Consider the following 12142-nt stretch of genomic DNA (forward strand, 5'->3'; position numbering starts at 1 on the left):
TTGTCAGAGAGGAATAATCTGGAGCGATTCTACCAGTCGAGCCGGAAACTACCCAGCAGGGCGTCGCCCAAACGCACATCTCGAGTCCCTGCCTGCAGGTCCCGATACCGCACCCGGGTATCGACACTCACGCCGAGTCCCAGAACCACGCCTGGCCATATCGCTCCCCCCGAGCTTATCCGGTAGCTCAGCTCCGCCCGCCACTCACGCAGATAGAGCGCGCCTTCGACCTCACGGGCCGCATCGAGCGTGGCCCAGCGATCCCCGTCCCGTGCCAGGTGAAGTGCCCAGCGGTTCCCGGGGCTCTGCCAGCGCAGGAGGACCGGCAAATCCGCCAACCAGTGGCCGCTCTCGCCGCTGTGTGTCCAGCGCACTCGGGGGAGCCAGCCGAAGGAGCCGAAGCGATGATCGCCACCGACGCCCAGGCTAAGAGGTGAGTCCTTTCTGACTTCCCGGAACAGCGCTACACGCCCATTCACCACGTCGTCGTGGAAGCTCTGGTACTTGAACATGTTGGACGTACCGGCCAGGCCCGCACGGGCTTCCACGCGGTAAAGCCGATGCTGCCACTGGCCGCCGACCATCAGCCGATGCAAATGACCGTTGTGCGCCGGCTCACCGGTGTCGATGCCCAGGATCTGGTAATCGTAATCAAGGCCGATGTCCCCTGCGGTGCCCTCGGGGCGCCAGCCAAGCCCGCGCTGGGAACGGGTCACCTCCGTGGCCGCGGGCATCTCGCCCGGCCAGTCGTAAGGCTGCCACTGTCGGTACGCCAGGTAAAAGTCGCTGGAGGCCCGAACAGCAGGCGCCAGCGCCAGGGCGATTAGCAGGAGGACCGCCAGGGGCAACAGCCAGAGGGCGGCGCGGCCGGTGTTTCGATATCGGTGGCCCTTGAACACAATCCTGTCTCTCATTGGGATTAGCTTATCCCATCTTTGACAAAATGCCCGGCCTTGCCAAAGCTTCTACTGGGGAGTTAATGGATTTTTTATTCCCTGGTTTTCAAGCAGGGAAGGTCGGTCTATGGACAACGTTGACGATGCCTCTGTCATCACTCGGGAAGGCTTGCAGTGCTTGCTGGATGCTTTGTCCGGACGGGGGTATATGGTCGTCGGGCCAACTGTTCGCGACCACACCATTGTGTACGAGCAGCTCACCCGAACGGACGAACTTCCCACCGGTTGGACGGACGAGCAGGATGGCGGTCACTACCGGTTGAAACGTCGCCCGGATGACGCACTGTTCGGCTATGCCGTGGGCCCCCATAGCTGGAAACGTTTTCTTCACCCCCCCAGGGTTTCCTTGTGGCAGGCGACTCGCGACGGCGACGAACTGCGCTTCGTACCCGCCCGGGATGATCCGCCCCGTTACGCGTTCTTTGGCGTACGAGCCTGTGAGTTGGCGGCCATCGGCATTCAGGATCGTGTGCTGATGGGCGACGACTATATCGACCCTCACTACCGGTCCCGTCGGGAGCAGGCTTTTCTGGTGGCGCTCAACTGCTCCGTGGCTGGCGGCACCTGCTTCTGTGATTCCATGGGGACCGGGCCGGACGTAAAGCACGGGTACGATCTGGTCCTCACCGAGCTTCTGGACGACAACAGCCACCTTTTCCTCATTCGATCGGGCTCGGCCGAGGGCGCAGAGATTCTCGCCGAATTACCCCGGACACCGGCAACAGCGACCCACCAGGCAGCCGCCACGGCGATTGTCGAGAAAACCCGCAGTCAGATGGGGCGGAGCATGCCACAAACCGCCATCCCTGCCTTACTGATGGATAACCTGGAGCATCCTCGCTGGGCCGACGTGGCCGACCGGTGTTTGAGCTGTGCCAACTGCACCATGGTGTGCCCCACGTGCTTTTGCTCAACGGTAGAAGACACCTCGGACCTGGAGGGCCATACTGCGGAGCGCAGCCGGCGCTGGGATTCCTGTTTTACATCGGATTTTTCCTATATTCACGGCGGCAGCGTGCGCAACTCGACTCAGTCCCGCTACCGCCAGTGGATGACCCACAAACTCGCTACCTGGGTCGATCAGTTCGGAACCTCAGGCTGTGTGGGGTGCGGCCGTTGCATTACCTGGTGCCCGGTGGGCATTGATATCACGGAGGAAGTGCGCGCCATCCACGATGATGTTTCATCGGGAGCAAAGGAATGAAAGACATTGCCCAGATCGTGGGTGAGCATCCGTTCTTTCAGGGGCTGGAGAGCGATTTCTGCAATCTGGTGTGCGGCTGCGCCCGCAATGTCAGGTTCAATCCCGGGGAATACCTTTTCCACGAAGGCGGGGACGCCAATCACATGTTCCTTATCCGCTATGGTCAGGTAGCTCTGGAAGTTGCTGTGCCGGGGAAACCGGCGGTCAGTTTCCAGACGCTTCATGACGGCGACCTGGTGGGGGTGTCCTGGATTCTGCCCCCCTATCATTGGGCCTACGACGCACGCGCGATCACGCTCACTCGAGCCATCGCGATGGACGCCCACTGCCTGAGGAAGAAGTGTGATGATGACCCGGTTCTGGGTTACGAAGTCCTGAAACGATTGCTGCCCATTCTGACCAGTCGACTTCATGCCACACAAATGCAGATTCTGGATGTTTATGGGGCTCCGGAGCCGCCCGAGTGATGTCAGACGATCTGATGGTACCTGAACCGGTGCGGGTTCTAAGCCGACAACAGGAGTTGGAAACGACCTGGACACTTGAACTGGAGTCGGGCCAGGCGAGTCGCGGGCCCTGTTTGCCGGGCCAGTTCAATATGCTCTATGTGTTCGGCGTGGGAGAGGTTCCCATCAGCGTGAGTGGCGATACCGTTCAGTCAGAGACCCTGGTTCATACGGTGCGGGCCGTGGGGCCGGTGTCCAGGAAGCTGGCGGCTCTGAAGCCGATGGAGATCGTTGGCCTGCGTGGCCCCTTTGGTGTCGGATGGCCGATGACGCAAAGCGAGGGCTCGGATTTGCTGATCGTGGCCGGTGGGTTGGGTCTGGCACCCCTGCGCTCGGCTGTTTACCACGTATTGCGTAATCGGGAGAGGTACGGGCGGATTATCCTGCTCTACGGAACGCGTAGCCCCAACGATATTCTCTATGCCCCACAACTGGAGGAATGGAACCAACGTCCGGATTTTGAGGTCCACATTACCGTGGATCACGCCGATAGTGACTGGCAGGGCATGATAGGTGTGGTTCCTGCCCTGGTGCCGACGCTGGGTTTCGACCCTGAAGACACCGTGGCGATGGTGTGTGGCCCGGAAATTATGATGCGTTTCACGGTCAACGCGCTGCGGGATGCCGGTGTTGAGGACGAGGCGATTTTTCTGTCTATGGAGCGAAACATGAAATGTGCGCTCGGACACTGCGGCCATTGCCAGTTTGGAGCGACGTTTGTGTGCAAGGATGGCCCGGTGCTGCCCTTTGACCGGGTCCGCGGATTACTGAGCCTCAAGGAGTTCTGACATGGCGCGCCCGGATCATAAACCGCGCCTCGGCGTCTGGAAGTTCGCGTCCTGCGATGGCTGCCAGCTGAGTTTGCTCGATTGTGAGGATGAATTGTTGCAGGTCGCCGGTGCCGTCGATATCGCCTATTTTCCGGAGGCCACCCGCGGCGGTATTCGCGGTATTTACGATCTGTCCCTGGTGGAGGGCTCCATCACGACAGCTCACGATGCCGAGCGTATCCAGGACGTGCGCCGGCGCTCTCGAACGCTGGTAACCATCGGTGCCTGCGCTACGGCCGGGGGCATCCAGGCGTTGCGTAACTTCGCCGATATGGATGACTTCATGGCGGCGGTCTACGCCCGTCCCGAATATATTGAAACCCTGTCCACGTCGACGCCGATCTCCGACCACGTGGCTGTGGATTTTGAACTGCGTGGCTGTCCGATCAGCAAGCACCAGTTACTGGAAGTGGTATCGGCGTTTCTGTGCGGTCGGCGGCCGGTCACGCCGGCCCACAGCGTGTGTCTGGATTGCAAGCTCAGGGGCAATGTCTGTGTGATGGTGGCTCATGGAACCGCCTGTCTGGGGCCGTTGACCCACAGCGGCTGCAATGCCTTGTGTCCGTCCTATAACCGGGGTTGTTACGGCTGTTATGGGCCGAAGGAAAACCCCAACGCACCAGCGCTGAGTGAGCGACTGGAGCAGCTGGGTATGGGCCGGGCCGAGCGGTTGCGCTTCTACCGGAATTTCAACGCCTGGGCCGCCCCGTTCCGTGACGAGAGCGAACGCCATGAGCCGTAAGACCATCAAGGTGGATTATCTGGCGCGGGTCGAGGGTGAGGGTGCCCTGAATGTGACGATCCGCGACGGCCAGGTGAGCAAGGCGGAGCTGCGCATCTTTGAGCCCCCACGGTTTTTCGAGGCTTTCCTGCGTGGGCGCAATTTTGCCGAGGCACCGGATGTGACCGCCCGCATCTGCGGAATCTGCCCTGTGGCTTATCAGATGAGTGCGGTGAGTGCGATGGAGAACGCGCTGGGTATCGAGGTCGAGGGGCCGCTGAGAGCCTTGCGTCGACTGTTGTACTGCGGGGAGTGGATCGAAAGTCACGCCTTGCACATCTACATGCTCCACGCCCCGGACTTTCTGGGCTACGCCGGGGCAGTGGACATGGCCAGGGATTATCCAGACATTGTCAAACGGGGGCTGTCCCTGAAGAAAGCGGGCAATGCCATCATGACCCTGCTGGGAGGGCGGGAGATTCACCCCATCAATGTGCGCGTGGGGGGATTCTATCGAGCTCCGACCCGCAAGGAGTTGGAACCGCTGGCCGAAACCCTGAAACACGCCCGCGAGGGTGCCCTGGCGACTGTACGCTGGACAGCTGGTCTGAACATGCCGGAGGCCGAGCGGGACTATCATCTGGTCGCTCTGCACCACCCGGATGAGTACGCCATGAACAGCGGACGCATCATGTCGAACCGTGGGCTGGATATTGCTGTCGAGGACTACAATCGTCACTTTGTGGAGTCCCACGTTCAGCGCTCGACGGCGCTGCACTCGCACTTGCGCGAGCATGACTGTTATCTGGTCGGGCCGCTGGCACGCTACAGCCTCAATTTTGCCCAACTCTCTCCACTGGCCCGGGAGGCGGCGAAAGAAGCGGGTTTGGGGATCACCTGCAACAATCCGTTCCAGAGCATTGTGGTGCGCAGCGTCGAGGTTGTGTACGCCTGCGATGAAGCGCTGCGGATAATCGACGAATACCGCGAACCTGAGCGACCGTTCGAACCCGCCGAGCCGAAGGCGTCGGAAGGCTTCGGTTGTACCGAGGCGCCGCGCGGTCTGCTGTTTCACCGTTACCGACTTGATGACAACGGTGGCATTCTCGAGGCGCAGATTGTGCCGCCCACAGCACAGAATCAGCCCAGCATCGAAGCCGACCTGAAAGAACTGGTGGGCGGCTGGCTTGATTTGCCAGCCGATGCCCTCCGCGAACGCTGTGAGCAGACCATTCGCAACTACGATCCCTGTATCTCCTGCGCCACGCATTTTCTCAAACTGGATGTCCGCCATGAGTGATGCTTCCCGGCCGATCAGGGTCATTGGTATTGGCAACCGGGACCGGGGAGATGATGCTCTCGGACCGCTGGTTGCGGACGCCCTTGATGAACGCCTGCCGGAAACCGTCGACGTGGTCGAGCACAGCGGGGAAGTGGCCGGACTCGTGGACATGATGACCGGTGCCCGGGCGGTGTACCTGGTCGATGCTGCCGTCATGGGTCTGGAGCCGGGGAACCTCCGCGTGTTCGATGCCAGCGCCGTGCCACTGCCAGCTCTGGGAGGCGCGTTTTCGTCCCATGCGCTGGGGTTGTCTGAAGCGATCGAACTGGCCCGCGCGCTCGATTCACTGCCGCCGGTATGCCAGGTGTTTGCGGTGGAGGCAGCCAGTTTCGGGGCGGGCGAGGGGTTGTCCCTGCCAGTGGAGGACACACTTCCCCGGGTGACTCAGGCTGTGATGGATAGCATCCGGCAGGAGAATGAAGATGCATGAAACGGCGCTGGTCAGGAATCTGGTTCAAAGGGTCGAGAAGCTGTGCGCGGATGAACAGGCCCAGCGTGTAGTGGAGGTGGCGGTATGGCTGGGCGCGCTGTGTCATATGTCGCCGGAACATTTCACCGATCACTTCCGTCAGGAGGCAGCTGGCACCTGTGCCGACCAGGCTCAGCTCCGGATCGAAACGTCTGACGATATCAATCACCCCAATGCCCAGGATGTATTGTTACGGAGTCTGGACGTGGAGACGGAGGATGAAGCCAGCCCATGACCGACGAATGCCGGGTAGAAGCTCAGCCAGTGCGTTGGCAGGTTCGTGTCCAGGGCCTGGTTCAGGGCGTGGGTTATCGGCCGTTTGTCTATCGTTTGGCGACCGGCCTGGGCCTGTCGGGCTGGGTTGGCAATACCCCGGATGGCGTGACTATTGAGGCCGAGGGGCAGCCGGAGGTGTTGCAGAGCCTGGTCGAATCGCTGAGGGTGCAGGCTCCGGCGAACGCCCGCGTCGAAGAGGTTCATGCGGAGGTGGTTGCCCGGTCTCCTGTGTTTCAGGCATTCCAGATTCGCCAGAGTCAGGAGGAGGGCGCTGCCTCCACCCGGCTGCCTGTGGATCTGGCGCCCTGCCGGCAATGCTCCGAGGAACTGCACGATCCCATCAACCGGCGTTACCGGTACCCGTTTATCAATTGCACGGACTGCGGCCCGAGATACAGCTTGATCGAGGGGTTACCGTACGACCGCGCCCGCACCGCGATGAGACACTTTCAGATGTGTCCCCGTTGCCTGGCGGAGTACCACGATCCGGCCAGCCGGCGCTTTCATGCCGAACCCAACGCCTGCCCGGACTGCGGTCCGCGCACTGTGTTGTGCCGCGCCGATGGCACGGTGCTGGCAAAAGATGAGGCCGCCCTGTCTGAGGCGGTCAGTCGTCTGGCGGCCGGAGACATCATTGCGCTGAAGGGCCAGGGCGGGTTTCAGTTGCTGGTCGATGCCCGCAATACCCGGGCCGTGCAAGCTCTGCGCGAACGCAAGCACCGGCCACGAAAGCCCCTGGCGGTGATGTTCGATTCGCTGGCCTCTGTGCGGCAGAGGTGTGCGGTGTCGATGCCGGAAAGCCAACTGCTCACCGGTCCGGAGCGTCCCATCGTCCTGCTTCAAGCGCTTCACCATGGTCTGGCCGCCAACCTGGCGCCCGGCCGGGCAGAGCTCGGTGTGATGTTGCCCTGCACACCGTTGCACGAACTCCTGCTCGATGATCTGGGGTTTCCCGTGGTTGCCACCAGCGGCAACCTCAGCGGCGAGCCGATTGCTGTCGATAATCAGGAAGCGTTGGCGCGTCTGGACGGGATTGCCGACGGGTTTCTGATGCACGATCGGCCCATTGTGCGCCCTCTGGACGATTCCGTGGCTCGGGTGGTGGCAGGGCGGGCACAACTGCTCCGGCGCGCCCGTGGCTTCTCGCCGAATCTGTCTCTGCCCCTTACGTTGCCCCCCGGCTGGGGGGCGACCGGGGGTCATCTGAAAACCACCGTAGCCCTGAGCACGGGCCACGGGGCGGCGGTGCTCAGCCAGCACCTGGGTGATATGGACAATGCCCTGGGGCGGGAAGGCTTCGCTCGCACGGTCGATGATCTGCAGAGGTTGTTTGCGAGTGTGCCCTGGCGTTGGGCCCACGATGGCCATCCAGACTATTACACAACGCACTTCGCCCGGGCCCGTTGTGATGCTCCGTGTGCGGTTCAGCACCACGTGGCACACATTGCGGCGGTGATGGCTGAGTATGGAATCACTGAGCCCGTGCTTGGGGTGGCCTGGGACGGCAGTGGGCTTGGCGATGATCATACGTTGTGGGGCGGAGAATTCCTGCGTCTGGATTCGCAAGGGTACGAGCGGGTGGCGCATCTGCGGCCGTTCCGACTCCCGGGTGGCGAAGCGGCCATGAAAGAGCCCCGTCGCTCAGCCCTCGGGCTGCTGCATGCGTTGATGGCTGAACAGGCTGACGAGTGGGAAACCCTCGCCCCGGTGAACAGCTTTACCAAAGCCGAAAGAAAGCTGTTGATGCAGGCCCTCAAGGCCGGCCTGAACGCGCCGGAAACGTCGAGTGTGGGGCGACTGTTTGATGCCGTGGCCGCACTATCCGGCGTCTGCTTGCGGGCCAGTTATGAGGGGCAGGCCGCGGCCGAGCTGGAGGCAGTCCTGGGACGCACCGACACCACATCCCCCTACCGCTTCGAGCTGCCGGAGCCGGAGGCTGCTCGACCCTGGCAGGTTGATTGGGCGCCGGCGGTTTTCGCATTGCTGGACGACATGGAGAGGGGGGAGCCGGTGTCCGGGATTTCGGCAGCTTTCCACCAGGGGCTGGTCAACGCCATTGTGGCGGTGGCGAAACAGACTAAGCTGTCGAGAGTGGTGCTGGCTGGCGGATGTTTCCAGAACGCCTGCCTGCTGGAATCGACCATAACAGCACTTGAGGGTGCCGGATTTCAGGTGTTCTGGCCGTGCCGGCTGCCGCCCAATGACGGCGGCCTGGCGGTGGGTCAGCTGGCCTGGGCAACCGGTGCTCTGCAGGGCAGGGAGGGGCCATGTGTCTGGCCGTACCGGGACGCGTGATAAGCATTGAGGGCGACGATCCACTCACCCGTCAGGGGCGCGTCGATTTTGGCGGTATCGTCAAGTCGGTCAATCTGGCCTATGTGCCGGATGTGCGAGAGCAGGAATACGTGCTGGTGCATGTGGGGTTTGCCATTACCGTTGTAGACCCGCGGGAGGCAAAGCGTGTTTTCGAGTATCTCGACACCCTTGAACAGGAGGCGGGCGAGTCGGAATCAGGGGGGCCGATGCCGCGATGAAGTATCGTGACGAATATCGCACGCCTGATGCTGCCCGCGAGTACGCCGATGTCATTGCCCGCATTGTTACTCGCCCCTGGACGCTCATGGAGGTATGCGGGGGGCAGACCCACGCCATTGTGCGCTTCGGGGTCGATCAACTGCTGCCGGACGCCATTTCCCTGATTCACGGGCCGGGATGCCCGGTGTGCGTGACGCCCATCGCCTACATCGACAAGGCCCTGGAAATGACTGCGCTGCCGGGCGTCATCCTCTGCACCTTTGGCGATATGCTGCGAGTGCCCGGAACGCAATCGGACCTGTCCGTTGCAAGGGCTCAGGGAGGGCAAGTCCAGGTGGTGTATTCGCCGCTCGAAGCGCTGACGGTGGCCCGACAGAACCCGGAGCATGAGGTGGTGTTCTTTGCCGTCGGATTTGAGACCACAGCCCCGGCCAATGCCATGGCGGTCTACCAGGCTCATCGCGAGGGGCTTGGGAATTTCTCGGTGCTGGTCTCGCAAGTGCTGGTGCCACCGGCCATCCGGGCCTTGCTGGAGCGCCCGGGCAACCGGATTCAGGGTTTCCTGGCGGCTGGTCATGTCTGCACGATTACCGGATATGAGGAGTACGAACCCATTGCCCGTGAGCACGGTGTTCCGATTGTCGTGACCGGCTTTGAACCCCTGGACATCCTCGAGGGAGTCTACCGCTGTGTCCGTCAACTGGAGCGGGGCGAGAGCCGTGTTGAAAACCAGTACAGCCGGGCCGTCCGCCGCCCGGGTAACGCCATGGCCCAGCAGGTGATGCAGACGGTCTTCCAGGTGGTGCCCAGGCAATGGCGGGGCATGGGAGGCATTCCTCGCAGTGGTCTGGGGTTGTCACCCGCCTACCAATCCTACGACGCCGAAACCCGTTTTGGTGCAGTAAGCGGCGGGGCCGAGAGGCAGGGAGAATGCCTCAGTGGAGCGGTGTTGCGGGGCGACATTCGCCCGAACCAATGCCCCGCCTTCGGCACCCGCTGCACTCCGGAACGCCCGATGGGAGTAACGATGGTCTCTGAGGAGGGCGCGTGCGCCGCCTATTACCGGTACCGACGACCGGCGGGAGGTTCAGCCCGTGAGTGACCGTTGCGACAATCATTGCCCGCCGATGAACGATGACCATGACGTGGTAAAAATGGCCCACGGCGGCGGTGGCCGGGCGATGGCGGAGTTGCTTGATGGTATTTTCCGTCCGGCGTTTGAAAATCCCTGGCTGGCAAAGCAGCACGACGGCGCTGTGGTGGACATGCCCGGTGCCATGGCGTTCACAACGGACTCCTACGTGGTGCGGCCGCTGTTCTTTCCGGGCTCGGATATCGGGATCATGGCGGTGCATGGCACGGTCAACGACCTCGCCATGTGCGGGGCGAGGCCGCAATACCTGAGTGCCGGTTTTATTCTCGAAGAAGGTTTGCCGCTGGCCACGTTGCGCCGGGTTGTCGATTCCATGGCCGGTGCGGCAGCGGATGCGGGTGTGCGGATCGTAACCGGCGACCTCAAGGTGGTGGAGCGCGGCAAGGCGGATGGTGTCTACATCAATACCGCCGGAGTCGGACAGGTTGTGGCACCCCAGCCGGTAGAGCCTTGCCGGATTCAGGCCGGCGACCGCATTGTGCTTAGTGGCGATATTGGACGCCACGGCGTCGCAGTGATGACGGCGCGGGAGAAGCTGGATCTGGAATCGGCGATCGAGAGCGACTGTGCTTCCGTTGCGCCGGCTGTTCTGGGGTTGTTGGCAGAGGGCATAGATGTCCACTGTCTCCGCGATCTTACCCGCGGGGGCCTGGCCAGTGCCCTGGTGGAAGTCTCGGAAAGCGCTGGCCTGGCAGCGGAGATCCGTGAGGCTGATATCCCGGTCCGGGAAGACGTCTCCGCGTTTTGCGAGCTTCTGGGGCTGGACCCTCTGCATGTCGCCAACGAGGGCCGCTTTATCGCTATTGTGGCCGAAGAGGATGCGGCCCATGCCATGGAGGTGCTCGGACAGTATCCGGTCACCGAAGCGGCTGTTGAGATCGGCCGTTTCGTGCAGGGGGCCGCCGGCGTGGTTACAGCCTCCAGCATAATTGGTGCGACTCGGGTCATCGACAGGCTCTCTGGAGAGCAGTTACCCCGCATTTGCTAAGGTAAAAGGCCGGGAAGCAGCTCAAAATTCCGGCATTGGCGGTGGCCTGTGAATCGGGTTGCCTTTGCCCTAGGATTCCAGAGAGGGTCAGATTAATCGAGACGGTTTAAGACATTTATGTCCGACAAAGAGCTACGCCCCAAATCCGATAAACAGGCCATTGACCAGTTTATCCACCAGGTTCAGAAACTGCCCAGTCAGGGTGGTGGTCAGGGGCGGCTGATCTTCGCCCTGGACGCCACAGCGAGCCGGGAGGCAACCTGGGATCAGGCCTGCCACCTGCAGAGTGAGCTGTTCATGGCAGCCAGGGACCTGGGCGGCCTGGCCATCCAGCTGTGCTACTACCGGGGCTTCGGTGAATTCAAGGCCACGAAGTTTGTCACCGAGACCGGTCAGCTCCTGAACCTGATGAACGGCGTGTCCTGCCTGGGTGGCCACACCCAGATCAAGAAGGTGCTGGCGCACGCAGTCAAGGAGACCCGCAAAGAGTCTGTGAAGGCCGTAGTATTCATTGGGGACTGCTGCGAGGAGCCGGTGGACGAGCTCTGCCACAGTGCCGGCGAGTTGGGCATGCTGCGCACGCCGGTGTTCATGTTCCATGAAGGCACCGATGCCCACGCCCGGGCGGTGTTCCAGCAGGTGAGCAAGCTGTCCGGAGGTGCCTATGCTCCCTTCGATCGCAACAGCCCGCAAATTCTGAAGGATCTTATGGCGGCGGTCGCTGTCTATGCGTCCGGAGGCGCCAAGGCCCTGGAGGATTTTTCCAGCCGGAGTTCGGCGGAAGTGAAGCGCCTGACCAAGCAGATCCGATAAGATAACTGCCAACACAACAGTGGGCCGACTAGCCCGGAGTTCTGAGTGCACATAACACTCCTATTTCTCGTGGTGTCACTATTTGCGGCTTTATGGCTGCGCAGTTTGCCGCGTCGCCAGCGCGGGCCGGCTGCGATCAGGTTGGCGCTGTTCGTCGGGATCGGGATTGTGGTGGTGCTGGCCGTTACCGGCCGATTGCACTTTGTCTTTGCCTTGTTGGCGTTTCTTTACCCCCTGCTGCGCCGTGTACTGCCGCCTCTATTGATGGGGCGCATGGCGGGTGCGGGCGGAAGGAACGCAAAGGCCAAACCGGGCAATCAATCCCATGTGACCAGCGACATTCTCGAAA

General features: G+C 61.9%; 13 protein-coding genes. 12 read left to right on the top strand and 1 reads right to left on the bottom strand.

The window, feature by feature from the left end:
• Positions 1-29: 29 nt before the first annotated feature.
• Positions 30-914, bottom strand: coding sequence for a hypothetical protein (locus tag QQF73_RS04615; RefSeq protein WP_285367388.1), 885 nt, complete (start codon positions 912-914; stop codon positions 30-32).
• Between the two features lie 109 nt (positions 915-1023).
• Between QQF73_RS04615 and QQF73_RS04620 the strand changes: the two genes are divergently transcribed.
• From QQF73_RS04620 to QQF73_RS04675, 12 genes are all read left to right on the top strand, one after another.
• Positions 1024-2160, top strand: a complete 1137-nt coding sequence (locus QQF73_RS04620) for a 4Fe-4S dicluster domain-containing protein (RefSeq protein WP_219866625.1) — start codon at positions 1024-1026, stop codon at positions 2158-2160.
• On the top strand, positions 2157-2627 hold the full coding sequence (locus tag QQF73_RS04625; RefSeq protein WP_219866624.1) for a cyclic nucleotide-binding domain-containing protein: 471 nt from the start codon (positions 2157-2159) through the stop codon (positions 2625-2627). Before QQF73_RS04620 ends, QQF73_RS04625 begins: the two co-directional genes overlap by 4 nt.
• Positions 2627-3454 carry an FAD/NAD(P)-binding protein gene (locus QQF73_RS04630; protein ID WP_285367389.1) on the top strand — a complete coding sequence of 276 codons (828 nt, stop codon included), beginning with the start codon at positions 2627-2629 and terminating at the stop codon, positions 3452-3454. Before QQF73_RS04625 ends, QQF73_RS04630 begins: the two co-directional genes overlap by 1 nt.
• 1 nt (position 3455) lies before the next feature.
• Positions 3456-4238 carry an NADH-quinone oxidoreductase subunit B family protein gene (locus QQF73_RS04635; protein WP_285367390.1) on the top strand — a complete coding sequence of 261 codons (783 nt, stop codon included), beginning with the start codon at positions 3456-3458 and terminating at the stop codon, positions 4236-4238.
• Positions 4228-5517: a Ni/Fe hydrogenase subunit alpha gene (locus tag QQF73_RS04640; RefSeq protein WP_285367391.1), complete on the top strand. Its 1290-nt coding sequence runs from the start codon at positions 4228-4230 to the stop codon at positions 5515-5517. Before QQF73_RS04635 ends, QQF73_RS04640 begins: the two co-directional genes overlap by 11 nt.
• Positions 5510-5989, top strand: coding sequence for a hydrogenase maturation protease (locus QQF73_RS04645; protein ID WP_285367392.1), 480 nt, complete (start codon positions 5510-5512; stop codon positions 5987-5989). Before QQF73_RS04640 ends, QQF73_RS04645 begins: the two co-directional genes overlap by 8 nt.
• Complete coding sequence (locus QQF73_RS04650; RefSeq protein WP_285367393.1) at positions 5982-6263, top strand: hydrogenase/urease maturation nickel metallochaperone HypA; 282 nt, start codon at positions 5982-5984, stop codon at positions 6261-6263. Before QQF73_RS04645 ends, QQF73_RS04650 begins: the two co-directional genes overlap by 8 nt.
• Entirely contained in the window at positions 6260-8599 is a 2340-nt protein-coding gene (gene hypF, locus QQF73_RS04655; protein WP_285367394.1) for a carbamoyltransferase HypF, read from the top strand. Before QQF73_RS04650 ends, hypF begins: the two co-directional genes overlap by 4 nt.
• Positions 8572-8838 (top strand): HypC/HybG/HupF family hydrogenase formation chaperone, encoded by a 267-nt coding sequence (locus QQF73_RS04660; RefSeq protein ID WP_219866617.1) that lies wholly within the window; start codon positions 8572-8574, stop codon positions 8836-8838. The genes hypF and QQF73_RS04660 overlap by 28 nt, the downstream gene beginning before the upstream one ends.
• Positions 8835-9941 carry a hydrogenase formation protein HypD gene (gene hypD / locus QQF73_RS04665; RefSeq protein WP_285367396.1) on the top strand — a complete coding sequence of 369 codons (1107 nt, stop codon included), beginning with the start codon at positions 8835-8837 and terminating at the stop codon, positions 9939-9941. Before QQF73_RS04660 ends, hypD begins: the two co-directional genes overlap by 4 nt.
• A gap of 25 nt (positions 9942-9966) precedes the next feature.
• A complete protein-coding gene (hypE, locus tag QQF73_RS04670; protein ID WP_345782957.1) occupies positions 9967-10980 on the top strand; it encodes a hydrogenase expression/formation protein HypE in 1014 nt (337 codons plus the stop codon).
• A gap of 117 nt (positions 10981-11097) precedes the next feature.
• Entirely contained in the window at positions 11098-11793 is a 696-nt protein-coding gene (locus tag QQF73_RS04675; protein ID WP_219866615.1) for a vWA domain-containing protein, read from the top strand.
• The last annotated feature ends 349 nt before the right edge of the window (positions 11794-12142 follow it).

The organism is Marinobacter albus (assembly GCF_030238305.1).
Lineage (GTDB): Bacteria > Pseudomonadota > Gammaproteobacteria > Pseudomonadales > Oleiphilaceae > Marinobacter > Marinobacter albus.